This is a genomic window from Agrobacterium deltaense RV3 (assembly GCF_900013505.1).
Taxonomy (GTDB): Bacteria; Pseudomonadota; Alphaproteobacteria; order Rhizobiales; family Rhizobiaceae; genus Agrobacterium; species Agrobacterium leguminum.
In genome coordinates, this window is sequence record NZ_LT009746.1 from 1,250,149 (window position 1) to 1,276,692 (window position 26,544).

Genomic DNA, 26,544 nt, shown 5'->3' on the forward strand with positions numbered 1-26,544 from the left:
TAGGGTAAAGACATATTCTCATTGTGAGCATATGTCAATTGCGGGAGAGTGGCAGTTTCGTTCCGGAAAGGGCGCGTTCATCGAGAACGGTCTGGCGGAAGCGGAAGAGCTTTGCCGGGCGGCCGCCGGTTTCGGTCGCCATCTCGCCGGTCTCCTCCACCAGTTGCTGCTGTTCGATAAGCCGGCGGAAGTTCTGCTTGTGCAACGTCAGCCCGGCCAGTGCCTCGATGGCGCGCTGTAGCTGCAGGAGTGTGAAGGCGTCGGCCATCAGTTCGAACACCACGGGACGATATTTGATCTTGGCCCGCAGACGCGCGATGCCGGTGGCAAGGATGCGGCGGTGATCGGCAAACATTGGCCTGCCGAAATTGATCCGCGGTTCGCCCTGCGCCTCTTCGACCAGCCCGGCTTCATACAGCAACTCGTAACGCTGCAGGGTCAATTCCTCGTTCCAGCCTCCGCCATCGAGGCCGAAGGTGAAATCCGCCCGCAAATGGCGCTGGCTTTTGGAGGCGGGATCGGAATCCGCCCAGGCGCGCAGCCTGTCGATGATGCTGTCCAGAACTTCCGGGCGTCCCTGACGGTGATCCTCCCAGGGGAAATATTCGTACCAGCCGTGCCAGAGCGGGCGTTTGCCGCCGGAGGCTTCCTGTTCGCGAACCAGCCCGAGATAACCGATGGAGATGGTTCTGCCGCCTAAAATGTCGTTGTTCCGGTCGCGATCGGCGAAAGTATAGAGCTGTTCGAGATAACCGACGGGGTGATGGGTCTGTTCGTGAATCCATTCCCGCAAGCCGCTCTGAAGCGTTCTGTGCCCGAATTCGAACGGTCCCGACGGAAGCGCTGCGCCTTCCCGAACGGTCATGACCCGCGGCTCATCCGTGGTGATGGCGGTGACGACGGCGATGAGTTCGGCATGGGCAAGCCCGATGGTCACGGCGGCTCCTCTGGTCGTTGGCGCAAGATCAATCTTCTTTGGCACAGGAAGGTTGCTTCGCCAACATGGCGGCAGAAAAGGGCTGTCGATAAATAGTCTCACTGAAAACGGGGCGCCATCAGACAAAAGGATGAATTCTTGTGGTTAGTCGTCCGTCATCTGATATGTTACAGACCCGCACGAGCATTTCAGACTGTAGAAGGCCGATGTTGGAGAATATATCTCTCGAAGAGACACTTGTGGGTTATTACACCTGGAACATCGGGCAAAACCTGATTTACCTCGATGCCGTGGCGGCCCGCCTGCGCGAATTCTCCGCGGAAAAAGCCGCTTGCGGCATTCCGGTCGAGGATTTCATCGCGCAGATAGAAAGCGGCTCGCGCGCACGCGTCGCCAAGGCGGTTTACAATTCGCTGACAAATGGCGTGTTCTATGATCAGGAATATCGCATTCAGCTCAAATCTGGCGGCTTCCGCTGGTTGCGGACAACCGGACGGGGGATCCTCGACAGGGACCAGCTTCCGATCATGGCCATGGGCACGGTGCGGGATGTCAGTGCGGGCAAGGTTTTATTGATGTGATATGCGGCGGACCTCTTCGCGAGGCGGCGGCCGATCGATTTTTAATTTGTTCATTGTTTTGATGTTGCGGTGACATGGTCCGGCAGATCGCAATTTTGCTGTTTCAGATCGTCCTGGCCATTGGCCTCGGCATAGCCGGCATCCGCATCGCCTCGCTCGTCAATGGCGAGGCAACCCCGGCGCCAGCAGGCCTTGCGGCCAATACGGAACTACTTTGGACGACCTCGCCGGTGCGGGTCGATCCGCGTAGCCAAAACTACGAGCGCATTCCGACGCCTCCCGATCTTTATCCGCTGAAGATGCATGCGGACCAGCGCCTGCGCGTGATTTCCAGCAGCCGCTTCACTTTCAAGGGTAACGAATTCCGCCTCGCCGGCGTGGAAGATGTTGAGCGCAACCGCGTCTGCACCGGCCCCGACGGCCGCCGTTTCGCCTGCGGCCTCAACGCCTTCAAAGCGCTGGAGAACCGGCTGCGCGGCAGATATCTGGAATGTCGGACGGTGGAGGAAGGTGGTGCCGGCGGTTCCGTGGAGTGCCGGATCAACGGGCAGGATGTGCGAGCGCTGCTGCAATAGGCGATCGGGTCGAAGGACTAGCGAGATGCGCAAGAGCGACTGGCCGAAGGGAAGATATTTTTTGTCTGGGAAGGTTTGGTGGAGCTAAGCGGGATCGAACCGCTGACCTCTTGCATGCCATGCAAGCGCTCTCCCAGCTGAGCTATAGCCCCATAAGGGTTCCGGCATTTCTTCCGGTTCCGGGAACCGAAGCGGTTGTTGTTCCGTTCGGTGGCGGCTTACTACTGCGGCTTTCCGACGAGTGCAAGCATAAAAAACGGCCCGGCGTCATTTTTTTGTCGTCGGGCCGAATTATCAAGTAAAATCAAGCTTCTTCGTCGTCGCCCGATACGCCGATGATGCCGGACATGTCGTCGTCGTCATCTTCGTCGTCGGTTTCGAGGAAGGTGTCGTCGTCGTCATCGATTTCGACGTCATCGTCGTCGCCGAGATCCGGGATATCGTCGCCGTTGTTGTCGCCATCGGCATCTTCCAGCGAGACGAGTTCGACTTCCGTGTTTTCGGTATCGACTTCCGCCACTTCCTCTTCTTCAGCCTGCTCCATCTTGGCCTGGGCGGTGCTTTCCTCGAAGAAGGAGAGCGGCCAGGACTTGCCGGTGTAGGGAGAAACGACCGGATCGCGGTTCAGATCGTAGAACTTCTTGCCGGTATCGGGGTCTGTGCGCTTGGTACCAAGTTCCGCTTTTGCCACTGTCTAAGCCTCAAATTGTCGAATGAGTTTCGGTGTGTACGCCGTAAAACCGGCATAGACGGTAAAATTTATAGCCGGTCCCCTTAATCGTTGCGCTCTTTCGTGTCAAAGACAAACTTCGGGTGCCGCCTGCCTTGGCGCAACCCCTATGCGGGGATGCTGATATAAATAGGAAGGTGTTGCGCACTCTATTATATGAATGACGAATGCACAGGCGGAAAGCTTCATGACCTTCACGATCGCCATAGACGGGCCGGCTGCGGCGGGCAAAGGAACCCTGTCGCGCAGGATTGCCGAGACCTATGGTTTCCACCATCTCGATACCGGGCTGACCTACAGGGCGACCGCCAAGGCGCTTCTGGATGCCGGCCTGCCGCTCGATGATGAGGCCGTGGCGGAAAAGATCGCGCTGGAAGTCGATCTTGCGGGGCTCGATCGCGCCGTTCTTTCCCGGCACGATATTGGCGAGGCCGCATCCAAAATCGCGGTGATGACGCCGGTGAGGCGCGCGCTCGTGAAGGCGCAGCAGCGTTTTGCCGCAAAGGAGCCGGGCACGGTGCTCGACGGCCGTGACATCGGCACGGTTGTATGCCCTGAGGCGCCGGTGAAGCTTTATGTCACGGCCTCTGCGGACGTGCGGGCGCGACGCCGTTACGATGAAATTCTGGCCAATGGCGGCAGCGGCGATTATGATGCCATTTTCGCTGAAGTGAAAAAACGCGACGAGCGCGACATGGGCCGCGCCGACAGCCCGTTGAAGCCGGCTGAAGACGCGCACTTGCTAGATACGTCGGAAATGAGTATAGAGGCGGCGTTTCAGGCCGCGCGGACGATCATCGACGCCGCCCTGAAGAGATAGGTTTCTCGCGGAACGGCTTCCTGCCGTCCGCGTTTAGTCCGGAATTGCCCGAAGACATGTCCTTGCGCCGGAAAGCCTTTTGAAAAGGCGGGCATGGGGTCGGGTATCAACAACACTAGCCCACCGGCGCTTTTGTATTCGCCATTGCGCGGATGCAATCAGGAGATTTCATGTCAGTATCTACCCCCACGCGCGAAGATTTCGCCGCGCTTCTCGAAGAATCCTTTGCCTCCAACGATCTTGCCGAAGGCTATGTTGCCAAGGGTATCGTAACGGCAATCGAGAAGGACGTTGCCATCGTCGACGTCGGCCTCAAGGTTGAAGGCCGCGTACCGTTGAAGGAATTCGGCGCGAAGTCCAAGGACGGCACGCTGAAGGTCGGCGACGAAGTGGAAGTTTACGTCGAGCGCATCGAAAACGCTCTCGGCGAAGCCGTTCTGTCGCGCGAGAAGGCTCGCCGCGAAGAAAGCTGGGTCAAGCTCGAAGCCAAGTTCGAAGCTGGCGAGCGCGTCGAAGGTGTTATCTTCAACCAGGTCAAGGGTGGTTTCACCGTCGATCTGGACGGCGCTGTTGCCTTCCTTCCGCGTTCGCAGGTCGACATCCGTCCGATCCGCGACGTTACCCCGCTGATGCACAACCCGCAGCCCTTCGAAATCCTCAAGATGGACAAGCGTCGCGGCAACATCGTTGTATCGCGCCGCACGGTTCTCGAAGAGTCGCGTGCCGAGCAGCGTTCTGAAATCGTTCAGAACCTCGAAGAAGGCCAGGTTGTTGACGGCGTCGTCAAGAACATCACCGATTACGGTGCGTTCGTTGACCTCGGCGGCATCGACGGCCTGCTGCACGTTACCGACATGGCATGGCGCCGCGTCAACCATCCTTCGGAAATCCTCAACATTGGCCAGCAGGTCAAGGTTCAGATCATCCGCATCAACCAGGAAACCCACCGTATCTCGCTCGGCATGAAGCAGCTCGAGTCGGATCCGTGGGATGGCATCTCCGCCAAGTACCCGGTTGGCAAGAAGATCTCCGGTACGGTCACGAACATCACCGACTACGGTGCATTCGTTGAGCTGGAGCCGGGCATCGAAGGCCTGATCCACATTTCCGAAATGTCCTGGACCAAGAAGAACGTACATCCCGGCAAGATCCTGTCCACGAGCCAGGAAGTCGACGTTGTCGTTCTCGAAGTCGATCCGTCCAAGCGCCGTATCTCGCTCGGCCTCAAGCAGACGCTGGAAAACCCGTGGCAGGCATTTGCCTACAGCCACCCGGCCGGCACTGAAGTTGAAGGTGAAGTCAAGAACAAGACCGAATTCGGTCTGTTCATCGGCCTCGAAGGCGATGTCGACGGCATGGTTCACCTGTCGGACCTCGACTGGAACCGTCCGGGCGAGCAGGTCATCGAAGAGTACAACAAGGGTGACGTCGTCAAGGCTGTCGTTCTCGACGTTGACGTCGAGAAGGAACGCATCTCGCTCGGCATCAAGCAGCTCGGCAAGGATGCTGTCGGCGAAGCCGCTTCTTCCGGCGACCTGCGCAAGAATGCAGTCGTTTCCGCTGAAGTCACTGCGGTCAACGATGGCGGCATCGAAGTGAAGCTCGTCAACCACGAAGACCTCACCTCGTTCATCCGTCGCGCTGACCTTTCCCGTGACCGCGACGAGCAGCGCCCCGAGCGCTTCTCGGTTGGCCAGGTTGTCGACGCCCGCGTCGTCAACTTCTCGAAGAAGGACCGCAAGGTCATGCTTTCGATCAAGGCTCTGGAAATCGCTGAAGAGAAGGAAGCCGTCGCACAGTTCGGTTCATCCGACTCGGGCGCTTCGCTCGGCGACATCCTCGGCGCGGCTCTGAAGAACCGCGGCGAATAATCGCTCCGATCTTTGAAATGGAGAACCCGCCGGAATTTCCGGCGGGTTTTTTGTTGCTTCGAGCTCGCGCCGGCGAGCGCGCAGCGGCGCGTTCCTCAGAGCATGCCGCTCATCTTCAGATAATAATTTTCCGCGCTGTCGTCGGAAGCCACCGCCGTCGGGCTTTCCTGCGTGTCGATCCCGTCATTGGCGGCGATGCGCTCTTCTTTTTCGTCCTGACCGTCGGAATTATCAGCACCGGCTTCGGCCTCGTCATTTGCCTCATCATCGGAAAACGGGCCGCCGCCGCGCGGCGGCGTTTCCGATTCATAGTCCTCATCCGCCGGCGGATAGGCGACGAGCGGCAGCGGTGTGCCGTCTTTTACCAGAGCCGCGGCGATCAACGATTGCGAAGCCGATTGCTCCAGCATCGCCATCCTCGCTTCCGGGTCCAGCATGGCCCGAGGCAGCGGCGGGGCTTCGGGGCGATGGGTCGCCGTTTCCGTTTCCTCACCCGAGGGGCGGGCTGCGGCTGTTGCGAGGGTCGATTTTTCGGCGGGCTGATCGTCGGACGGTTGCTGCGCAACACCCTGCGGCGTGGGCGGAGGCTCCTGCGTGCCGGTCGGCTTGAGCGGAAGTTTGCCGGCGGTGGCGGCAAGCAGCAGGCTGTTCACGGTCTCCGCGTCGTCTGCGAACAAACCGGATGGCGGGGTAAGGCCCGTGCGGATTTCTTTCTGCTCCGGCTTCATCGTCTCCCGATGCGGAAGGGCAGGGGAGGCTTCGCCGGTTTCGGCGCGGGGCGGATTTGCCGGGCGGGCCTCGGCCGATACTTCCTTCATCACGCTGCCGGTTTGTGGCGGAAGCGGACGTGCCGTGTTTTCGGCTCTTCCATCCGGCTTTACGGCAACGGTCGGCATATCATGTGTGTCGGCAGGCGGGGTGGAAAGCGTGGGCCGGGGGTCCAGTTGCGCCGTTAGCACCGCCACTGTGGCTTTCATCGCTGCGCCACTGAGGGCGAGCGGCCCGATGAGCAGCGGCAGGAGCCGGCTGACGGTGGCGGAATTTGCCGTCTGCGCTGTCGCGGACGAAGAAGGGCGCGCTTCCGCATTCTGGCTCTGTGCGTTCTGCTGTTTCGGCTGGGCCGATTGTGCGGGGGCGGGGTTGGAGGAATTGTTCTGCTGATAGGAGGAAACCACCGCCTTTGCCGCAAGGTCCGTTCCCTTGTAACGGGAAAGCTCGATCAGCAGCGCGAGGCGGGCAGCATCCGGCCCGGTCGGCTGTTTCAGGATTTCGGCAAGCATCGAAAGGGTCAGGCCCTGCAGGGCCTTGCCGACCTGCTGTTCCAGCGCTAGGCGTTGTGGCGTCGGCAGGGTGCGGAGCGCCTCCGTCAGCCGCGTCACATAGGTCTCTATGGCTTCGCCATCCCGCCGGGGCAGGTTCATCAGCTTGCCGAGCGCTTCCGCCAGAACGGCGGTGCTGCGCGAGAGCTGAAATTCGCTGGTGAGGGAGGCGATTGCCGCGCGGGCAAAAAGGCTGCTGTTTTCAGGGGCGGGAATGTTCGGTTGCGGCGGTGCAGCCTCTTTCACCTGCTCGCGCGGTGTCAGTGAAACCGTGGTTCCATAGGCGGCATCGGTTGCCGCAATTTTCGGTACAGGCGGTAACATGCTGCGCTCCGTTTCTATCGGTGACCGCCGCTGGCTGCGAAAGAGCCAATCCCCATTGGCTCTGTGATCCGCATCTGGCTTGAATGTTGAAAAATCGCCGCGCCGGTGATGGACAGGTGTCATCTCGCCCGCTCATGCGGGAGCGCCGTATACGCCTCTGGCCGCAATACCGGTTGCAGCGCATACAGAATCATCGAGCTCAATCTTGGCTTGCAGATGTTAAGATTTGGCTAACCAACGAATTGCGCGCCCGGTCAGGGCGAAATGCCGATGAACATGCGGTAAAGGCCGTTATCGTCGGAATTGACCGAGGAAATATGGTCGGGATCGCTGGGCGCCGTCTCAAAAGCTTCCGGCGGCATGGCATCGAGCCAGCTTGCCTTGGGAAGATTTCGTTCCGGTTGAATGTTGACGGGGTCGATGAGGCGGTCTTCCTCAGCGGGCGTGGTGAAGGCCTCATCATCCGGAACGAGCGACGGGGCGGCCATGGATAGCAGCGCCTGCGCGGCATTCGGTTCTGTGTCGTAAACGGCGCTGCCGGATAGGCCGGAAATATCGGTCATGTCTGAACTCACATCATGTTTCGCTCAAGTGACGATCGGAAGCGGCAATCATGCCGCCTTTTTCTTCAGCAGTTCATAAAGGCCATTGTCGTCGATCGAGATCGGCAAAATGGCGTTGCGGGTGTCTTCGACAAGCGCCTGCGCATCGAGCAGTTTTTCGCCGTCGTCTTCCGCATCGGCCGGATCGGTGACCGCGTCTGTCTCCGCCGGCTCATTTTCGTTTTCCGCCGGGGCGGCTTGCTCAGCCGGCACAGCCGCAAGCACGGCGATCAGCGCCGTTTCCGACGATGTGTCGGCTGGCGCCTGCGGGTCGACGCCTTCCGTTTTGTCGTCGCCGGAAGCATCGATATGCTCCTTTACGACGTCCTGAAGCTCCTGCACGTCTTCAAGCTTGCCCTGCGCATCGCGCGCCTGGATATCCTGTTCCCGCTCGGCCTTCACCTCGGCATCGTTGATTTCGCCGATACGATCCTTGCCGCGTTCGGCCTGCAACTCTTCCCTGGTTTTCGGATCGGCGACATCTTCGAGACGCTGAATGACTTTCAGGGTTTCACGCGTCATGAAGCGGGTGCCCTGCGCCTGTTCGTCCAGGGCCTCCTTCACGGCGCGCGCCTCATCGCCATAGGGGTTGGCGATGGCGGAGATCATCTGCCGGGCGGAGACGCCGAGTTGTTTGAGGCCGGTCGATTCTTCCAGATCGTCGACGCTTTTCGGCAGGGTCGCGCGCGCCGCCATGATGGCTTTCGACATCTGCTCGCCGAAATCCTCTTCCGTGCCTGTGAGGCCTGCGCCCTTTGCGATGCGGGCGGCAAGGGCGGCCATGGGATCGGTCTTGCTGTTGACGCCATTGTTCAGCACGTCCACGACCTCAGCCTCCGAAACGCCGAAGGATTTCAGGGAAATCTTCGTGGCTTTCCCCTGCGAATCGGTTTTTTCGAAGCCGTCGGTCAGGGTCAGCGCATCCTGAAGTCTTCGCGCGAAGGAAAAGCTCGATTCGTCTTTTTCCTGTGTGATGCCCAGCGCGGAGGAAAAGCGGGAGACGAGCGAGGCGAACGCATCGGCATCCGGTTTCATGACGCCGAAGAGATAGGCGCTTATCTTCTCATTGGCGGCGCGCTGGCTTTCGTCCGGCTGCGGGTTTGTCTTGACCGCATCGTCCTTTTTGGTGCCGTTGGCCTTTTCCTGCTCTTCGCGCTGGCGTTCCTCGATGGTTTGGACCATCGAGCGCATGAGGTCGCTGACTGCAATGCCCGCCGTCTGCTGTAGCGGAGTAATCATCCCTCAAAGTCCCCGACCGCCAAAGTTGCGGCCGAGAATAGGCAATTCTGGTAAATCAGTGCTTAAGCCAGATGCGGGCGCGCTCAGCTATGGGCGAAAATATCGGTTTCTTCCCAGCCGAGGAGGTCGAGCTTCGCGCGGGTCGGCAGAAAGGCGAAACAGGCGTCGGCATGGTCGAGGCGGCCGTCACGCACGAGGCGCCCTGTCAGCTTGTCGCGCAGCGCGTGCAGGTGCAGCACGTCGGAGGCGGCATATTCGAGCTGCGCTGGCGACAGGGTCTCGGCAGCCCAGTCGGAAGATTGCTGGGCCTTGGAAATATCGACTTCCAGCATTTCTTTGAGGTTATCCTTCAGCCCGTGCCGGTCCGTATAGGTTCGGGTCAGTCGCGAGGCGATCTTGGTGCAGAAGACCGGTGTGGTCGTCACGCCGAAGGTGTGGAACAGAACGGCGATATCGAAACGGCCATAGTGAAAAATCTTCTGGCGGGCAGGGTCGGCAAGCATCCGGACGAGGTTCGGCGCTTCCTTTTGACCGGCGGCGATGCGAATGACGTCCGCCGTGCCGTCGCCCGGTGAAAGCTGAACGACACAGAGGCGGTCGCGGCGCGGCACCAGTCCCAGCGTTTCCGTATCGATTGCGATGGCGCCGGTGTAACGCGCGGCATCTTCGGCGGAAATATCGCCTTCGTGGTAACGGATGGGTGCTGCCATGTCCTGCTCCAGAAATTCCAGTTTCCTGCTCCGGCTATAACGGAAAGAGCGGCGGGACGATACCGTTTTATCGGCTCGTACAGTGCGTCACGCCGCATGGCCTTGGCACTTGCCTTTGCGAAAGCCCCCGGGTTAGGGTCGGGAAATCCTTTCCTGACAAATCGCATGAATTCCCGATGACAAAGAAAATCTATCTCGCCGGACCGGAAGTCTTCCTCCCGAACGCGCGCGAAATGCTCGACCTCAAGGCCTCGCTGGCGCGGGACGCCGGTTTCACGCCGCTTTCGCCGGGCGATTTGCAAATTCCGCCGGCGGATACCAGGGTCGGTCACGGCTGCAACATCAATGCCGTCGATGAGCGGATGATGCTGGAAGCGGATGCGGTGATCGCCAATCTCACGCCGTTTCGCGGCATCGCCGCCGATACGGGAACCAGCTATGAGCTGGGCTTCATGTGCGCGCTGGGCAAGCCGGTTTTCGCCTATACCAATGTCGCGGCCAATCACTTCACCCGCATCAAGGCGCATTATGGCGGCGTCGCCACCCTGGATGAAACGGGCCGTTATCGCGGGCCGGACGGGCTGTCGATCGAGAATTTTGACATGGTCGACAATCTCATGCTGCATGGCGGGATTTTGCGGCGCGGCGGCGTCATCATCGTTGGCGATGCTCCCGAAGAGGCTTTGTATACGGATCTCGAGGCCTACAGGCGCTGTCTTACGGCGGCGGCCGAAAAGTTACTGACACCGATTGACCCTGAAAAAACCAATAGAGTGGAGGCATCATCATGAGCGGAACCATCCTCATCACCGGCGCGACATCCGGCTTCGGACAGGCCACGGCGCGGCGCTTCGTCAAGGAGGGCTGGAAGGTCATCGGCACGGGCCGGCGGGCGGAACGGCTGGAGGCGCTTTCAGCCGAGCTCGGTTCCGCCTTTCATGGCCTCGCCTTCGACATCACCGACGAGGAGGCGACAGGCAAGGCGCTGTCCGGATTGCCGGAAGGCTTCCGGGATATCGACGTTCTCGTCAACAATGCCGGCCTCGCACTCGGCACCGCGCCCGCACCGCAGGTGCCCTTGAAAGACTGGCAGACCATGGTGGACACCAACATCACCGGTCTCCTGAACATCACCCACCATCTGCTGCCGACGCTGATCGGGCGCAAGGGTATTGTCGTCAACCTCTCGTCTGTGGCTGCGCATTACCCCTATACGGGCGGCAATGTGTATGGGGGTACCAAAGCGTTCCTGCGGCAGTTTTCGCTCGGCCTGCGTTCCGACCTGCATGGCAAGGGTGTGCGGGTGACATCCATCGAGCCCGGCATGTGCGAAACGGAATTTACGCTGGTGCGCACCGGCGGCAATCAGGAAGCCTCGGACAATCTCTACAAGGGCGTCAATCCGATCACGGCGGACGATATTGCCAACACCATCCACTGGGTCGCCTCGCAGCCCAAGCATATCAACATCAACAGCCTCGAACTCATGCCGGTCAACCAGTCCTTCGCCGGTTTCCAGGTCTATCGGGAAAGCTGATTTTCCCGCGATTTTGGGGAGTGCTGAAAAACCGGGCAGGAATTTTCGAGTTATGCAGAAATGCAATGCTGCATTGCGAGACTTGCTCTGTTAAAAATCACGGATACCGCTATATTCAAATCATCGAAGCGACGCACTCCTCCTCCCAGCGTCGCTCGATGTGGATCGGTGGTACTCCTCCTCCCAATCACCGATCAAGTTTGAAGCCTGCCGCACCTCCTCCCGCGGCAGGCTTTTTCCTTTTCTGGGCGTCTATTCCTTGAATATTTTGGGCTGTCGACTTTCAGCGCACCGGCTTAGTGCTGAAGACGGTCCGCGATCTCCCCTTGGATTTCCGGGGGATTTTGAATTTCTGCGTCAAGGCAATGAGCGTTGAAATCAGGCGTGCGTCGATCACATTTTCGTTATGTCTAGATAAATTTGCACAGTTTTGTGGTGGCGTGCCCTGCCGGGCCATTGCTTACCCCCGGCCCTGTGTTTAAGCATGAGCAAAAGAACGCTTGGGAGGTTGCCGGCACGCCTGTGTCTGCGGCCCGAAAGCGGCGGGGAGAGAATGGCAGACTTTCAAGAGGCGCTGAAGCGGTTTCAGCCGATCGCGGTTTCATCGATCGCTGAAGACGAGCTCAGGTTGCGACTACGCGGCCTGCAGGCGCGAATGATCCAGCAAAATATCAAGGCGGTCTGGCTCGATGCATCATCGTCGCTGACCTATTATACCGGCCTGTCGCTTGGTCTTTCCGAGCGCATTCACGGCGCCCTGGTGCCGGCGGAAGGCGTGCCGGTCTATGTCAGCCCGACCTTCGAGGAGCCGAAGCTTCAGACGCTCATCCGCATTGCGGGTGAGGTTGCCGTCTGGGAAGAGGATGAAAGTCCCTTCGACCTGATGGCAAGACGTATCGGTGCCTTGACCTGTCCCGGTCATCTTGTCGCCATCGATCCCGCCACCCCCTTTGTTTTCGCATCGGCCCTCATGCAGCGCCTTGAAGGGCGCATCATTTCCGCCCAGCCGATGATCGTCGCCCAGCGGCAGGTCAAATCCGCAGCCGAGATCGCCATCATCCAGACGGCGATGGACGCGAGTTACGGCGTGCAGAAGGCCGTGTTCGAAGGTCTGCGTCCCGGCGTTTCCACCACGGAAGTCGCTGATTTCGTTAATGCGGCGCATATTGCCCTTGGCCTGAAGCCGCTTTTCGTGGCGGTGCAGTTTGGCGAGGCGACGGCCTATCCGCATGGCGTGCCCCATGCGCAGACGCTCAGCGAAGGCGATATGGTGCTGGTCGATCTCGGCGGCATTCTTCATGGCTATCGTTCCGATATCACCCGCACCTATGTCTTTGGCAAACCGACGGAACGGCAGCGTTTCCTCTGGAACGCCGAGCGCGACGCGCAGGCGGCGGCCTTTGCCGCCGCCAAAGTCGGCGCTGCCTGCTCGGATGTGGACAGGGCCGCGCGCGACAGCCTGAAAGCGGCCGGCTTCGGCCCGGATTATCAGCTTCCCGGCCTGCCGCACCGCACCGGCCACGGGCTTGGGCTGGATATTCACGAAGAACCCTATATCGTTGCAGGAAATGCCACGGCGCTGGAGCCGGGCATGTGTTTTTCCATCGAGCCGATGCTGTGCGTTTATGGCGAATGCGGCGTCCGTCTTGAGGACATTGTTTATATGACGGAGGCGGGACCGCGCTGGTTCTGCCCACCGGAGAAGAACCTCGACCGGTTGTTTCAGCCGGTCGCCGGGTAATTGGTCGGGAGGCAAAGGACCGAACGGCGATAGGGGTGATCCCATGTCGCTGCTGACCAGAAGAGGTAGGCCCCCGGACGGGGCCGCAGGAACTCAGAAAAAGAGGGAAAGGACCACCAGATGAAAACGCTGACCCGCAGTTTGCTTATCGCCTCTGCGATTGCGATCACTTCCGCCATGCCCGCCATGGCGAAGACCTTCGTTTATTGCTCCGAGGCATCGCCGGAAGGCTTCGATCCGTCGCCTTATACCGCAGGCGGCACCTTCGATGCCTCCGCGCATCCGGTCTATAACCGTCTGACCGAGTTCAAGAAGGGCACGACCGAAGTAGAGCCTGGCCTTGCGGAAAAATGGGACGTTTCCAAGGATGGTCTCGAATACACTTTTCACCTGCGCAAGGGCGTCAAGTGGCACTCCAACGACAAGTTCACGCCGAGCCGCGAATTCAACGCTGACGACGTGATCTTCAGCTACAACCGCCAGGGCGACGCGAAGAACCCGTGGAACCAGTATATCGCAGGCATCACCTACGAATATTACAACTCCATGGAAATGCCGTCGCTGATCAAGGAAATCGTCAAGGTCGACGATTACACGGTCAAGTTCGTGCTGACCCGCCCGGAAGCGCCGTTCCTCGCCAATATCGCCATGCCTTTCGCTTCAATCGTGTCGAAGGAATATGCCGATACACTTGAGAAGGCCGGCACTAAGGAAGACTTCAACAACCTGCCGATCGGCACCGGCCCGTTCAAGTTCGTCGCCTATCAGAAGGACGCGGTCATCCGCTACCAGAAGAATGCCGACTATTGGGGTGAAGCTCCGAAGATCGACGACCTGATCTTCGCGATCACGCCTGACGCCGCCGTTCGCCTGCAGAAGCTGAAAGCTGGCGAATGCCACCTGATGCCATACCCGGCTCCGGCTGATCTGGCGACCATCCGCGCCGACAAGAACCTCAAGCTCGATGAGCAGCCGGGGCTGAACGTCGCTTACTTCGCCTACAACACGACCGTTGCACCTTTCGACAAGCCGGAAGTGCGCAAGGCGCTGAACATGGCGATGAACAAGCAGGCGATCATCGACGCCGTGTTCCAGGGTGCCGGCCAGGTTGCCAAGAACCCGATCCCGCCGACAATGTGGTCCTACAACGACAGCATCAAGGACGATGCTTACGATCCGGAAGCTGCCAAGAAGGCCCTCGAAGCCGCTGGCGTCAAGGATCTGTCGATGAAGATCTGGGCAATGCCGGTGCAGCGTCCTTACATGCCGAACGCCCGTCGTACCGCCGAGCTGATCCAGTCGGATTTTGCGAAGGTCGGCGTCAAGGCCGAGATCGTTTCCTTCGAATGGGGTGAATACCTCAAGAAGTCCACCGAAGTGAAGCGCGACGGCGCTGTCATCCTCGGCTGGACCGGCGACAATGGTGACCCGGACAACTTCCTCAGCGTTCTCCTGTCCTGCGCCGCAACCGGTGAAGGCGGTGCGAACCGTGCACAGTGGTGCAACAAGGAGTTCTCGGACCTGTTGGCCAAGGCAAAGCAGACCACCGACGTTGCCGAGCGCACCAAGCTTTATGAGCAGGCACAGGTGATCTTCAAGGAACAGGCTCCGTGGGCGACGCTTGCGCACTCCACGCAGTTCGTTCCCATGTCCGCCAAGGTTTCCGGCTTCACCATGAGCCCGCTTGGCGACTTCACCTTCGAAAACGTCGACATCGCGGAGTAATCCCCGAACAACCGGACGCGCGGAAGAACCCTGTTCTTCCGCGCGTCTTTTCAGGAAAAAACCATGATCCGGTTCATTCTCGGCAAACTTCTCTATCTCGTTCCGACCTTCCTCGGGATCACCATCGTCGCCTTCGCCTTCGTGCGCGTCCTGCCGGGCGATCCCGTGCTGTTGATGGCGGGCGAACGCGGCATTTCACCCGAACGGCATGCGCAGCTTGCCGAACAGCTCGGTTTTGCTCAGCCCATCTGGCAGCAATATCTACATTTCCTTGGACGGCTGCTTCAGGGCGATCTTGGCAATTCGCTGGTCACCAAGAAGCCGGTTCTCACCGAGTTCCTGTCGCTCTTTCCCGCGACAGTCGAGCTTGGTCTCGTCGCCATCATCATCGCAACGCTGATTGGCGTTCCGGTCGGCGTGATCGCCGCCATTCGTCGTGGCTCCTGGTTCGACCAGATTTCCATGACGACGGCGCTCGTCGGCTTCTCCATGCCGATCTTCTGGTGGGGGCTGCTGCTCATCATCATGTTCTCCGGTATCCTGCAATGGACGCCGGTGTCAGGCCGAATCTCGCTGATGTATTTCTTCCCCTCCGTTACCGGTTTCATGCTGATCGACAGCCTGATTTCGGGACAGAAGGGCGCGTTTGCCTCGGCCCTGTCGCATCTCATCCTGCCCTCGGTGGTGCTTGCCACCATTCCGCTTGCCGTGATTGCGCGCCAGACGCGTTCAGCCATGCTGGAAGTACTCGGTGAGGATTATGTGCGCACGGCCCGTGCCAAGGGCATGTCTCCTTCCCGTGTGGTCGGCATTCATGCGCTGCGCAACGCCATGATCCCTGTTGTCACCACCATCGGTCTTCAGATCGGCGTGCTGATGGCTGGCGCGATCCTGACCGAAACCATCTTTTCCTGGCCGGGCATCGGCAAGTGGATGATCGATTCCATCTCTCGCCGCGACTATCCGGTCGTGCAGAGCGGCCTGCTGTTGATCGCGGGTCTGGTGATGATCGTCAACCTGCTCGTCGATCTGACCTATGGCCTCATCAATCCGAGGATCCGTCACAAATGACCGATGTGATCACCACTCCGGGCGTGCGCCTTTCAGACGCCGCCATCCGCCGCCGGATGATCGCCGATTTCTGGTTTTATTTCCGCCAGAACCGTGGCGCCGTCATCGGGCTTGCCGTGTTCATTCTTCTCGTGCTTGTCGCGGTTTTTGCGCCGCTGATCGCGCCGCATGATCCGACCCAGCAATATCGCGATGCGCTGCTCGTGCCGCCGGTCTGGCAGGAAGGCGGCCGTGCCGGCTTCTTCTTCGGCACGGACGCCGTCGGGCGTGACATGTTGTCCCGCCTGATATACGGCGCGCAATATTCGCTGTTCATCGGTATCGTTGTCGTTTCCATCGCGCTCGTCGGCGGCATCGTCATCGGTCTCATTGCCGGCTTCTTCGGCGGCTGGGTCGATACCGTCATCATGCGTGTGATGGACGTTATCCTGGCGTTTCCGTCGTTGCTGTTGGCGCTGGTGCTGGTCGCCATCCTCGGCCCGGGTCTCACCAATGCCATGATCGCCATCGCCATCGTCTATCAGCCGCATTTTGCACGTCTGACGCGCGCTGCCGTCATGAGCGAGCTCAGGCGTGAATATGTCACGGCCGCGCGCGTGGCCGGTGCGGGCAATCTCCGGCTGATGTTCAAGACCATCCTGCCGAACTGCCTTGCGCCGCTGATCGTCCAGGCAACGCTTTCGTTCTCGTCTGCGGTTCTTGATGCGGCCGCACTCGGCTTCCTCGGCATGGGCGCGCAGCCGCCTGCCTCCGAATGGGGCACGATGCTGGCGGAAGCGCGTGAATTCATCCTGCGCGCCTGGTGGGTCGTGACCCTTCCGGGCCTGACGATCCTGATCTCGGTGCTCGCCATCAACCTCATGGGTGACGGCCTGCGCGATGCGCTCGATCCCAAACTGAAGCGGAGCTGAGCGATGAGCCTGCTGAAAATCAAGAACCTCACCGTCAAATTCGCCACCGCCACCGGCGCCTTCACGGCCGTCAACGGCATCGATGTTTCCGTCGACAAACACGAGGTACTGGCCATCGTCGGCGAGTCCGGTTCCGGCAAGTCGGTATCGATGCTCGCCGTCATGGGGCTTCTGCCCGATACGGCGACGATCACCGCCGACGAGATGACCTTCGACGGCAAGAACCTTTTGGCCATGTCACCGCAGGAGCGCCGCCGGGTGATCGGTCGCGAGATCACCATGATCTTCCAGGAGCCGGTCGCCTCGCTCAACCCGTCCTTCACGGTCGGTTTCCAGATCGAGGAGGTTCTGCGCCTCAATCTCGGCATGAGCGGTGCTGCCGCGCGTGCCCGCGCCCTGGAACTGTTCCGGGCTGTCGGCATTCCCGAGCCGGAAACCAAGCTCAAGGCCTATCCGCACCAGATGTCGGGCGGCCAGTGCCAGCGCGTGATGATCGCGATTGCGATCGCTTCCAAGCCGCGCCTGCTGATCGCCGACGAGCCGACCACTGCGCTCGATGTGACGATCCAAAAGCAGATTCTCGATCTGCTGATGAACCTGCAGGCGGAATATGGCATGGCGCTGATCCTCATCACCCATGACATGGGTGTGGTGGCGGAAACCGCCGACCGCGTCGTCGTGCAATATAAGGGCCGCAAGATGGAAGAGGCGGATGTCTTGAGCCTGTTCGAGGCCCCGCAGCATCCCTATACCAAGGCACTGCTTTCGGCCCTGCCGGAAAATGCCACCGGCGACCGTTTGCCCACGGTTTCCGATTTCTTCGGCAAGGAGGGCGTTCAATGAGTATCGTTGTCGAAGGCAAGGGCATTACCCGCGACTATCACGTTCCCGGCGGCCTGTTCGGCGGCGCCAAGACGGTGCAGGCCCTGAAGGGCATCGACTTTGCCGTCGAGCGCGGCAAGACGCTGGCCATCGTCGGTGAGTCCGGCTCCGGTAAATCGACGCTGGCCCGCATCATCGCGCTGATCGACCCGGCATCCGGCGGCGAACTGAAGATCGAAGGCAAGCCGGTCGATATCGCCAGACGCCGTCCCGATACGGAGATGCGCTCCAAGGTGCAGATGGTGTTCCAGAACCCCTATGGCAGCCTCAATCCGCGCCAGAAGGTGGGCGACGTGCTGATGGAGCCGCTGGTCATCAACACCAAGATACCGGCTTCCGAGCGGCGCGAGCGGGCCGAAGCCATGCTGGTGAAGGTCGGTCTCGGTCCTGAGCATTTCAACCGTTATCCGCACATGTTCTCCGGCGGCCAGCGCCAGCGCATCGCCATTGCGCGCGCACTGATGCTGAACCCGGCGCTGCTGGTGCTGGACGAGCCGGTCTCCGCGCTCGATCTTTCGGTGCAGGCGCAGGTGCTGAACCTTCTCGCCGACCTTCAGGAAGAATTCGAGCTGACCTATGTTTTCGTCAGCCACGATCTTTCGGTGGTGCGTTACATCGCCGATGATGTGATGGTCATTTCGAAGGGTGTGGCGGTGGAGCAGGGCACGCGCGAGGAACTCTTCGCCGACCCGAAGCATCCCTATACCCGCCAGCTTTTCGCCGCGACACCGATCACGGATGTCGATGCCATCCGCGCCCGCGTGGAACGCCGCAAGGCGGCACGGCTGGCAGCGACAGCCTGAAGACTGACGACCGAGGTTAAAAACAGGCCGGATTTCCGGCCTGTTCTTTTTCAGGACTTCAGGAAACGCGCGATTGCCGCAAGCGCGCCGTGTTCCCGAATGTCGCGGTAGGCGGCTTTCAGGGCTGGGACGAAGGTTTCGTTCCTGGGCAGGTCGCTGCCAAATGTGCGCTCGAAAGTCAGAAAACGGTCGACGACCGCATCCGGCGCCATTGCCAGTTGATCGGGCGCATCCCACTCCTTGAAAGCGGGATCGAGAATGGTGATCGGCTGCCCCTTTTCATTCTTGTCCGCGCAGGACCTGATCCAGAGTGCGACGGCGAAAATGACCGTCCGGCTTTCAGCCTTCTCCGCAAGCAGTTCGCGCAATGGGCCAAGAATGCGTAGCGGCACTTTCTGCGACGCATCGGAGGCGATCTGCATGGTCTTGTGCTGCAATGAGGGATTGGCGAAACGCTCCCGCAGGCCGGCTGCGAATTCCGCCCCGTCAACGGCGGGATCGAGCGTCCGTTCGATCTCGCGCCAATAGGCGTCGATGAAATCGCGCACGGGCGTTTCACCCCAGGCATCCGCCACCGTCGCAAGGCCGGCAATCTGGCCGATGGCGGCGATGGCGCTGTGGGAGCCGTTCAGCATTCTGAGCTTCATATGCTCGTATGGCTCGACATTGCCGACGAATTCCACGCCCGATTTCTCGAGCGCCGGCCTTCCATGCGGAAAACGGTCCTCAATGACGAAACGGAAATAGGGCTCGGCCACCACCGGCCAGGCATCGCTGAAGCCGAGTGCGGCCGAAATCGCCTCCCGGTCCGCATCCGTGGTGGCCGGAACGATCCGGTCCACCATCGAGCAGGGGCAGGCAATATTGGTTTCGATGAAGGATGCCAGTTCCGGATCTGCCAGTTCCCCAAATTCCAGCAGAAGCTTTTGCAGCACATGGCCGTTGGCGGGCAGGTTGTCGCAGGAAAGGAGCGTCAGGGGTCGGGAACCTTCCTTGCGTCTGCGCCGTGTGGCCGCAAGGATGAAGCCGAAGATGGAGCGCGGCCGCTCCGGGTTTTCGAGATCATGGACGATATCGGGATGATCGCGCAGCAGGCTGCGGGACGCGAGATTGGTCAGGTAACCCTTCTCCGTCACGGTCAGGGTAACGATGAGGACGCGCGGATCGGCCATCCGCTCCACCAGCCGTTCAGGCTCTTCCGGGGCGACGATGGTTTCGAGAATCGAACCGATGATGCGCAGGCGCTCGCTCTCACCGTCTCGCAGGCAAAAGGTGTAGAGATTGTCCTGCGGCTCGATGGCGTCGCGCGTGTCCGGGCTGCGCAGCGATACGGCGACGATGCCCCATCGGGTTTCACCGCGATTAAGGCAATCGTCGATGAAAACCGCCTGATGCGCCCGATGAAAGGCCCCGACGCCGAGGTGGACGATGCCGGGCGTGACGCTTTGGCGGTCATAGGCCGGTGTCGTTACGGATTGCGGCAGGCGGGGCAGGGTTGCAGCGGAAAGCCGGTTTGTCATCGATGCGAAATCCCCATGCGGAACGGGACGGTTGTGGCTCGCACCGCTCTCATTGCGGCGTCCGGCTTGTGGCGCATCATGTCGGTTCCTCCCCTAATATGCGGAATGATCAGGCGCCGGCCTCTTTGAGCAGACGGACCTGGCGCAGCGTATTCTGGCGGCTGCGCTCGAGATGTCGCCACAGGGCATCGACGATCTGGGCCTTGCTGCCGGCGGCGATGGCATCGGCGATATTCTGGTGCTCCTCGACCGAGCGGGCGTAGTCGCCGAGGATCGAGACGAAAACCGTGTGGGTCTGGTCGAGAATGCGCTCGTGCGAGCCGGAAATGACCGGAATGCGTGCGGCCGACACAAGGGTCGTATGGAAGCTGCGGTCGTAAAAAAGCGCTTTCGACAATTCGTCGAGCGTCGAGCCTTTGGCGAATTCGCGATGTTTCGCCAGGCTTTCCAGCAGTTCCGCGTGCAGCGCTTCATCCAGTTGCCCGGCGTCGAAGGCCACTTCCACCGCGCCTTTTTCGAGCAGCATTCTGGCGGCGTAAAGTTCCTCCACATCCTCGACGGTGAAATCGCGCACCACCATGCCGCGCCGGGAGGAATTGACCACCAGCCCATCGGCCTCGAGTTTCAGGCAGGCTTCCTTCACCGGCGTGGGGCTGATGCCGAGATCGGCGGCAAGCTCATTGGGCAGCAGGCGTTCGCCGCCGCGCAATCTGCCGCTGACGATGCGTGCGCGCAGTTCCTGATGCGCCTGTTCGGCGAGCGTGACTTTGACCAGCGAGTTCATGGCGGCATCATTGCCCAGCTTCGAGGGACTGGCAATGGCTGAATATTAAAAATAAAAATTTTTATTTTACAAAGACCATTTTTGCTTTAGCTCTATCCGTCATCGGAAGCCGGCTGCTGGAGGAGGGCGGTCTGGCAATTTCCCGAAAGCCATCTTTGCGGCCCGTGGTCGCGGGGACGCGGCGTCTATTCCTCCCCGCAAGCAATCAGCAATCGAGGAATGACCGATCATGAAAATTACCGCCGTCGAACCTTTCATCCTGCACCTGCCGCTGACTTCGGAGTCCATTTCCGATTCCACCCACAGCATCACCCATTGGGGCGTCGTCGGTGCAAAGATCACCACCAGCGATGGCCTTGAGGGCTATGGTTTCACCGGCACCCACGCGCATCTGCCGTCGGACAGGCTGATCACATCCTGCATCAGCGATTGTTACGCGCCCTTGCTGGTGGGGGAGGATGTGTCGGACCATTCGAGGCTGTGGACGAAACTGGCCCGTTATCCGGCGCTGCAATGGGTCGGCAGGGCGGGCATCACCCATCTGTCGCTGGCCGCAGTTGACGTTGCGCTCTGGGACCTGAAGGCGAAAAAGGCGGGCGTGCCGCTCTGGCACTATCTCGGCGGCGCGCGCACGGCGGCGGTGGAAGCCTATAATACCGATATTGGCTGGCTTTCCTTCACGCTGGAAGATTTGCTGACGGGTAGCGCGAGAGCGGTGGAGGAGGATGGGTTTACCCGGCTGAAGATCAAGGTCGGGCATGACGATCCGAATATCGATATTGCCCGCCTTGCAGCCGTGCGCAAGCGTGTCGGTTCGTCCATCCGCATCGCCATCGACGGCAACGGCAAGTGGGATTTGCCCACGTGCCAGCGTTTCTGCGCGGCGGCGAAAGATCTGGACATTTACTGGTTCGAGGAGCCTCTCTGGTATGACGATGTGACGAGCCATTCGCGGCTGGCGCGCAATACGTCCATTCCGATTGCGCTCGGGGAGCAGCTTTACACGGTGGATGCGTTCCGCTCATTCATCGATGCCGGTGCGGTTACCTATGTCCAGCCTGATGTGACCCGGCTTGGCGGCATCACCGAATATATTCAGGTTGCCGATCTCGCGCTCGCCCATCGCCTGCCCGTGGTGCCGCATGCCGGCGAGATGAGCCAGGTGCATGTGCATCTGAGCTACTGGCATCCGGCTTCAACCATTCTCGAATATATTCCCTGGATCAAGGATCACTTCGAAGAGCCGATCCATGTTCGGGACGGTGTCTACAAACGTCCGGAGCGCCCTGGCGCCAGCACGACGCCGCTGGCGGAAAGCTTCGCCCGTTATGGCAAGGCGGTGAAATGAGCAGCGGTATAAAGCCCGGATTTTAAGGGAGGGAAGCCCGTCCTCCGTCATGCCGGACTAGATCCGGCATCCAGCCACGGCGCGTCTGCGCGGTGAGAAGAGTCTTTCGCGATCAAAGACTTGATCGCGCTGGACCCCGGATCTAGTCCGGGGTGACGGAGTGTGGATGATGCAATTTTTCCAAATTTAGCGCCAGCCGAGAGCCGGCGCCACCTGCTTGAGGATCGTCTCAATCACATGGGCGTTGTAATCGACGCCCAGCTGGTTCGGCACGGTCAGGAGCAGCGTATCGGCCTCGGCGATGGCCTCGTCGGCTTTCAGCTGTTCGATCAGTTTTTCCGGCTCGGCGGCATAGCTGCGCCCGAAGATCGCGCGTGTCTTGTCGTCGATATAACCGATCTTGTCGTCGCCTTCGTTGCCGTAACCGAAATAGGACCGGTCGCGGTCGTTGACGAGGGCGAAGATGCTGCGGCTGACCGACACACGCGGCTCGCGGGTGTGGCCTGCTTCCTTCCATGCTTCCCGGAAGGTGCGGATCTGCTGCGCCTGCTGGACATGGAAAGGCTCGCCCGTTTCGTCCGTTTTCAGGGTGGAGCTTTGCAGGTTCATGCCGAGCTTTGCCGCCCAGACTGCCGTTGCATTGGAACTCGAACCCCACCAGATGCGCTCGCGCAGCCCTTCGGAATGCGGCTCCAGCCGCAAAAGGCCGGGCGGGTTGGGGAACATCGGGCGCGGATTCGGTTCAGCGAAACCTTCACCTTTCAGAAGCTCGAGAAAGACTTCGGTGTGCTGACGCGCCATGTCTTCTTCGCTCTGGCCTTCGGCCGGGCGGTAACCGAAATAACGCCAGCCATCGATCACCTGTTCCGGCGAGCCGCGGCTGATGCCGAGCTGCAGGCGTCCGCCGGCGATGAGGTCGGCCGAACCGGCGTCCTCCGCCATGTAGAACGGGTTTTCATAACGCATGTCGATGACGCCGGTGCCGATCTCGATCTTTTTCGTGCGCGCGCCGACGGCAGCCAGCAGCGGAAAGGGCGAGGCAAGCTGGCGGGCGAAATGGTGCACGCGGAAATAAGCGCCGTCGGCGCCCAGCTCTTCCGCCGCGACGGCGAGGTCTATCGATTGCAGCAGTGTGTCCGCAGCCGAGCGGGTTTGCGACTGGGGCGAGGGCGTCCAGTGGCCGAAGGACAGGAATCCGATCTTTTTCATGATGACCTTCCAGATGTCGGAGGATGCCGGTCTTCACAAACCGGCTTCGTTGTTGTCAGTCATATAGGCTGGCGCGCGCATCCTCCAACCGGCCGCGCGTAGACACGGTGTCGCCGAAATGTGAACGATGGCTGTTCAGACCATCATCCGGCGGTCGAGGATGAAGAGTTTTTCATGCGCGCGCGCCGTGGTGAGAATGAAGTCCATTAGCGAGCGCACACGCGGCACATTGGCAAGGTCCTGATGGCTCGTCAGCCAGTAGCCGCGCCGCAGTTCCACTTCGCCGGCAAGCACCATCTGCAAATCCGGGAAGCGCGCGGCGATGAAATTCGGCAGGATGCACAGGCCCCGGCCGCTCAGCGTGGCAGTCAGCTGCGCGAAAATACTCGAGGACTGAAAGCCCGGACGCAGGCCGGGCAGCACGTCGCGCATATAATCAAGGCCGGGTGAGAAGATCAGGTCCTGTACGTAACCTATGAAGAAGTGATCGAGCAGGTCCTCGCGCTTGGTGATTCTCGGCCGCCCGGCGAGATAGGAACGCGAGGCATAGATATGCAGCGTGTAATCGATGATCTGTTCGTTGATATAGGGACCGGCCTTCGGCGGATCGAGCGTGACGGCTACATCCGCCTCCTTTCTGGAAAGCGCCATGATCTGCTGGATCGTCACCATTTCCACCATGATGTGGGGATGCGTGATGGCGAAGTCTTTCAGCCTTTCCACGAAGAAAAAATTGGAAAAACCTTCAGGCGCGCTAAGGCGCACCACGCCGCGCAGCAGGCTGCCGCTTTCGGAAATATCCGATTGCAGCCTTTCGGCTTCCGCCTCGATACGCTCGACCGTATCCACCAGCCGCCGCCCCACCGTCGTGAGTTCATAACCGCGCGGGTTTCGCTCGAACAGCTTGGTTTTAAGCGAGAATTCCAGCCGGTCGATATGGCGGGAGACGGTGGCGTGGCTGGTGCGCAGGCTTCGGGCCGCCGATGAGAGCTGTCCGGTGCGGGCCACGGCCAGAAAATATTGCAGGTCGTCCCAGGTGAAAGGGGTGGCCATATTTGTCTCCCATCAAGAGTTCTGTTCAAAAATGAACAGTTCCTGTTCGCAATTTGATGATGCCCCGGTCTTGTGTCAACGGCCGAATTCGAGAAGTCTAGGCTCAGGATGCATCGCTTTGAGGAGGGCGGTGTGACCATTCGGGTGCAATGGCATGCAGGTCCCCTACGCGGTTCGTTCACCGTTGCACAGACAATCTGAGGCTCGCAATCATCTCTGGGAGGAGAAGTCATGCGCAAGAGTATCGTTTTATCCACGGCCATGGCGCTGGCCGCTGGCACCGCCGCTTATGCCGCCGAGATTTCGGACGGCAAGGTCAAGATCGGCATCTTGAACGACCAGTCGGGCGTCTACGCCAATTTCGGCGGCAAATACTCTTATGAAGCCGCGAAGATGGCGGTCGAGGATTTCGGCGGCAAGGTGCTCGATGCGCCGGTGGAAGTGGTGACCGCCGACCACCAGAACAAGGCGGACGTCGCCTCCAATATCGCCCGCCAATGGTACGATACCGAACAGGTCGATTCGATCATGGAACTGACCTCGTCGTCGGTCGGCCTTGCCGTGCAGGCGCTGTCCAAGGACAAGAAGAAGATCACCATCAATACGGGTGCGGCAACCACCGAGCTGACCGGCAAGCAGTGCAGCCCCTATGGTTTCCACTGGGCCTATGACACCTATTCGCTGGCGGTCGGCACCGGCGGCGCGCTCGTCAAGCAGGGCGGCGACAGCTGGTTCTTCCTGACCGCCGACTATGCCTTCGGTTATTCGCTGGAAGAAAACACGTCGAATTTCGTCAAGTCCAATGGCGGTAAGGTTCTGGGTTCCGTGCGCCATCCGCTTGCCACGACGGACTATTCCTCCTTCCTGCTGCAGGCGCAGTCCTCGGGCGCGAAGGTCATCGGCCTTGCCAATGCCGGTCTCGATACCTCCAACGCCATCAAGCAGGCGGCCGAATTCGGCATCGTCGCCGGCGGCCAGCGGCTTGCGGCGCTTCTCTTCACGCTTGCAGAAGTCCACGGCCTCGGTCTCGAAGCGGCTCAAGGGTTGACGCTGACGGAAGGTTTTTATTGGGACCGCGACGATGAATCGCGCAAGTTCGGCGAACGCTTCAAGGAACGCACCGGCGCCATGCCGAACATGGTGCATGCCGGCACCTATTCCGCCGTGCTGCACTACCTGAAGGCCATCGAAAAGGCCGGCACAGACGATGCCGATGCCGTCGCCAAGGCCATGAAGGAAATGCCGGTCAACGACGTCTTTTCGAAGGACGGCCATGTCGCCGCCAACGGCCGCATGATCCACGACATGTATCTCATGGAAGTGAAGAAGCCGGACGAAAGCAAGCAGCCGTGGGATTATTACAAGGTACTTGCCACCATCCCCGGCAAGGAAGCCTTCATGGACCCCGCAAAGAGCGGTTGCCCGCTGGTAACGCAGTAAAGAAGAATAAAAAGGGGAAAGCTTGATGACGATCGCTCCCGCCCTTGCCGGGCAGGCCGAACCTCGCGTCGTTCTTTCGGCGCGCGGTCTCTCCAAGACCTTCGGCGCATTCGCGGCCGTGAAAAACGTCGATCTCGACGTCCACCATGCCCGCGTGCATGCGCTTATCGGTCCGAACGGTGCCGGCAAAACCACGGTCTTCAACCTGTTGACCAAGTTTCTCCAGCCGACAGGCGGGGCGATCACCTTCATGGGAACGGACATAACAAGGACGCCGCCGGACAAGGTGGCGCGTCTCGGCCTCGTCAGGTCTTTCCAGATATCGGCGGTGTTTCCGCATCTGACGGTTCTGGAAAATGTGCGGGTGGCGTTGCAGCGGCCGAACAGCCTCGCCACGCAGTTCTGGCTGCCGCTCTCCTCGCTCGACAGGCTGAACGCCCGCGCCGAGGAGCTGATCGCCATGGTCGGCCTGACCAGGGAAAAACATGCGCTTGCGGCCGATCTTTCTTACGGCCGCAAGCGGGTTCTCGAAATTGCCACCACGCTGGCGCTCGATCCGAAGGTTCTGCTGCTGGATGAACCGATGGCCGGCATGGGCGGCGAGGATGTCGCCCATGTCGCCGAACTCATCCGCGAGGTGGCAAAGACACGCGCGGTGCTGATGGTCGAACATAATCTGAAAGTCGTGGCCGATATCTGCCACCACGTCACGGTCTTGCAACGCGGTGAAATTCTGGCGGAGGGCGATTATGCCACCGTTGCCGCCGATCCGCGCGTGCGCACGGCCTATATGGGCACGGAGGAGGCTTGAT

25 protein-coding genes and 1 tRNA gene are annotated in these 26,544 nt (G+C 60.3%); 15 read left to right on the top strand and 11 right to left on the bottom strand.

The features are described from left to right. Nucleotides 1-34: 34 nt before the first annotated feature. Nucleotides 35-937, bottom strand: coding sequence for an NUDIX hydrolase (locus AGR7B_RS20115; protein ID WP_003522469.1), 903 nt, complete (start codon nucleotides 935-937; stop codon nucleotides 35-37). Nucleotides 938-1,143: 206 nt separating this feature from the next. Between AGR7B_RS20115 and AGR7B_RS20120 the strand changes: the two genes are divergently transcribed. Further along, nucleotides 1,144-1,518, top strand: a complete 375-nt coding sequence (locus AGR7B_RS20120) for a PAS domain-containing protein (protein ID WP_080857688.1) — start codon at nucleotides 1,144-1,146, stop codon at nucleotides 1,516-1,518. A 74-nt stretch (nucleotides 1,519-1,592) separates the two neighbouring features. Then, a complete protein-coding gene (locus tag AGR7B_RS20125) occupies nucleotides 1,593-2,093 on the top strand; it encodes a hypothetical protein (RefSeq protein ID WP_080857689.1) in 501 nt (166 codons plus the stop codon). A 76-nt stretch (nucleotides 2,094-2,169) separates the two neighbouring features. Here the strand turns inward: AGR7B_RS20125 and AGR7B_RS20130 are convergent. Beyond that, a tRNA-Ala gene (locus tag AGR7B_RS20130) sits at nucleotides 2,170-2,245 on the bottom strand. Between the two features lie 152 nt (nucleotides 2,246-2,397). After that, on the bottom strand, nucleotides 2,398-2,784 hold the full coding sequence (locus tag AGR7B_RS20135) for a TIGR02300 family protein (RefSeq protein ID WP_003522472.1): 387 nt from the start codon (nucleotides 2,782-2,784) through the stop codon (nucleotides 2,398-2,400). A 199-nt stretch (nucleotides 2,785-2,983) separates the two neighbouring features. Here AGR7B_RS20135 and cmk point away from each other — a divergent pair, with 199 nt between their 5' ends. After that, the gene (gene cmk / locus AGR7B_RS20140) at nucleotides 2,984-3,643 is read left to right on the top strand and encodes a (d)CMP kinase (protein ID WP_035263287.1); all 660 of its coding nucleotides are present in this window, start codon (nucleotides 2,984-2,986) and stop codon (nucleotides 3,641-3,643) included. Nucleotides 3,644-3,813: 170 nt separating this feature from the next. Then, the gene (gene rpsA, locus AGR7B_RS20145) at nucleotides 3,814-5,514 is read left to right on the top strand and encodes a 30S ribosomal protein S1 (protein ID WP_004437832.1); all 1,701 of its coding nucleotides are present in this window, start codon (nucleotides 3,814-3,816) and stop codon (nucleotides 5,512-5,514) included. A gap of 95 nt (nucleotides 5,515-5,609) precedes the next feature. Here rpsA and AGR7B_RS20150 read toward each other — a convergent pair whose 3' ends face one another. From AGR7B_RS20150 to AGR7B_RS20165, 4 genes are all read right to left on the bottom strand, one after another. Next, entirely contained in the window at nucleotides 5,610-7,157 is a 1,548-nt protein-coding gene (locus tag AGR7B_RS20150) for a hypothetical protein (RefSeq protein ID WP_078052624.1), read from the bottom strand. Nucleotides 7,158-7,411: 254 nt separating this feature from the next. Further along, a complete protein-coding gene (locus AGR7B_RS20155) occupies nucleotides 7,412-7,720 on the bottom strand; it encodes a hypothetical protein (RefSeq protein WP_078052625.1) in 309 nt (102 codons plus the stop codon). A gap of 48 nt (nucleotides 7,721-7,768) precedes the next feature. Then, nucleotides 7,769-8,998 carry a hypothetical protein gene (locus tag AGR7B_RS20160; RefSeq protein WP_078052626.1) on the bottom strand — a complete coding sequence of 410 codons (1,230 nt, stop codon included), beginning with the start codon at nucleotides 8,996-8,998 and terminating at the stop codon, nucleotides 7,769-7,771. An 83-nt stretch (nucleotides 8,999-9,081) separates the two neighbouring features. Next, on the bottom strand, nucleotides 9,082-9,708 hold the full coding sequence (locus AGR7B_RS20165) for a ribonuclease D (protein WP_003522478.1): 627 nt from the start codon (nucleotides 9,706-9,708) through the stop codon (nucleotides 9,082-9,084). 176 nt (nucleotides 9,709-9,884) lie between these two features. Here AGR7B_RS20165 and AGR7B_RS20170 point away from each other — a divergent pair, with 176 nt between their 5' ends. From AGR7B_RS20170 to AGR7B_RS20210, 8 genes are all read left to right on the top strand, one after another. Then, nucleotides 9,885-10,499 carry a nucleoside 2-deoxyribosyltransferase gene (locus tag AGR7B_RS20170; protein ID WP_162934212.1) on the top strand — a complete coding sequence of 205 codons (615 nt, stop codon included), beginning with the start codon at nucleotides 9,885-9,887 and terminating at the stop codon, nucleotides 10,497-10,499. Then, a complete protein-coding gene (locus AGR7B_RS20175) occupies nucleotides 10,496-11,245 on the top strand; it encodes an SDR family oxidoreductase (RefSeq protein WP_003522480.1) in 750 nt (249 codons plus the stop codon). Before AGR7B_RS20170 ends, AGR7B_RS20175 begins: the two co-directional genes overlap by 4 nt. 553 nt (nucleotides 11,246-11,798) lie before the next feature. After that, complete coding sequence (locus AGR7B_RS20185) at nucleotides 11,799-12,986, top strand: M24 family metallopeptidase (RefSeq protein ID WP_080857690.1); 1,188 nt, start codon at nucleotides 11,799-11,801, stop codon at nucleotides 12,984-12,986. Between the two features lie 120 nt (nucleotides 12,987-13,106). After that, nucleotides 13,107-14,711 (top strand): ABC transporter substrate-binding protein, encoded by a 1,605-nt coding sequence (locus AGR7B_RS20190; RefSeq protein ID WP_065657351.1) that lies wholly within the window; start codon nucleotides 13,107-13,109, stop codon nucleotides 14,709-14,711. Nucleotides 14,712-14,774: 63 nt separating this feature from the next. After that, the gene (locus AGR7B_RS20195; RefSeq protein ID WP_078052629.1) at nucleotides 14,775-15,782 is read left to right on the top strand and encodes an ABC transporter permease subunit; all 1,008 of its coding nucleotides are present in this window, start codon (nucleotides 14,775-14,777) and stop codon (nucleotides 15,780-15,782) included. Then, on the top strand, nucleotides 15,779-16,693 hold the full coding sequence (locus AGR7B_RS20200) for an ABC transporter permease subunit (RefSeq protein ID WP_078052630.1): 915 nt from the start codon (nucleotides 15,779-15,781) through the stop codon (nucleotides 16,691-16,693). Before AGR7B_RS20195 ends, AGR7B_RS20200 begins: the two co-directional genes overlap by 4 nt. A gap of 3 nt (nucleotides 16,694-16,696) precedes the next feature. Then, nucleotides 16,697-17,536, top strand: a complete 840-nt coding sequence (locus AGR7B_RS20205; protein WP_003522485.1) for an ABC transporter ATP-binding protein — start codon at nucleotides 16,697-16,699, stop codon at nucleotides 17,534-17,536. Then, nucleotides 17,533-18,378, top strand: coding sequence for an ATP-binding cassette domain-containing protein (locus AGR7B_RS20210; protein ID WP_080819997.1), 846 nt, complete (start codon nucleotides 17,533-17,535; stop codon nucleotides 18,376-18,378). Before AGR7B_RS20205 ends, AGR7B_RS20210 begins: the two co-directional genes overlap by 4 nt. Nucleotides 18,379-18,428: 50 nt before the next feature. Here AGR7B_RS20210 and AGR7B_RS20215 read toward each other — a convergent pair whose 3' ends face one another. Both AGR7B_RS20215 and AGR7B_RS20220 read right to left on the bottom strand, forming a co-directional pair. After that, nucleotides 18,429-19,898 (bottom strand): mannitol dehydrogenase family protein, encoded by a 1,470-nt coding sequence (locus tag AGR7B_RS20215; RefSeq protein WP_080857691.1) that lies wholly within the window; start codon nucleotides 19,896-19,898, stop codon nucleotides 18,429-18,431. Between the two features lie 109 nt (nucleotides 19,899-20,007). Next, nucleotides 20,008-20,682 (bottom strand): GntR family transcriptional regulator, encoded by a 675-nt coding sequence (locus tag AGR7B_RS20220; RefSeq protein WP_059756898.1) that lies wholly within the window; start codon nucleotides 20,680-20,682, stop codon nucleotides 20,008-20,010. Between the two features lie 229 nt (nucleotides 20,683-20,911). Here AGR7B_RS20220 and AGR7B_RS20225 point away from each other — a divergent pair, with 229 nt between their 5' ends. Further along, entirely contained in the window at nucleotides 20,912-22,030 is a 1,119-nt protein-coding gene (locus AGR7B_RS20225) for a mandelate racemase/muconate lactonizing enzyme family protein (RefSeq protein ID WP_080857692.1), read from the top strand. A 186-nt stretch (nucleotides 22,031-22,216) separates the two neighbouring features. On the opposite strand, the gene AGR7B_RS20230 is transcribed toward AGR7B_RS20225, so the two are convergent. Next, entirely contained in the window at nucleotides 22,217-23,239 is a 1,023-nt protein-coding gene (locus tag AGR7B_RS20230) for an LLM class flavin-dependent oxidoreductase (RefSeq protein ID WP_003522491.1), read from the bottom strand. A 135-nt stretch (nucleotides 23,240-23,374) separates the two neighbouring features. Beyond that, nucleotides 23,375-24,292 carry a LysR family transcriptional regulator gene (locus tag AGR7B_RS20235; RefSeq protein ID WP_065657343.1) on the bottom strand — a complete coding sequence of 306 codons (918 nt, stop codon included), beginning with the start codon at nucleotides 24,290-24,292 and terminating at the stop codon, nucleotides 23,375-23,377. Between the two features lie 231 nt (nucleotides 24,293-24,523). Between AGR7B_RS20235 and AGR7B_RS20240 the strand changes: the two genes are divergently transcribed. Beyond that, the gene (locus AGR7B_RS20240; RefSeq protein WP_080857693.1) at nucleotides 24,524-25,732 is read left to right on the top strand and encodes an ABC transporter substrate-binding protein; all 1,209 of its coding nucleotides are present in this window, start codon (nucleotides 24,524-24,526) and stop codon (nucleotides 25,730-25,732) included. Between the two features lie 25 nt (nucleotides 25,733-25,757). After that, on the top strand, nucleotides 25,758-26,543 hold the full coding sequence (locus AGR7B_RS20245; protein ID WP_065657341.1) for an ABC transporter ATP-binding protein: 786 nt from the start codon (nucleotides 25,758-25,760) through the stop codon (nucleotides 26,541-26,543). Nucleotide 26,544: the final 1 nt, after the last annotated feature.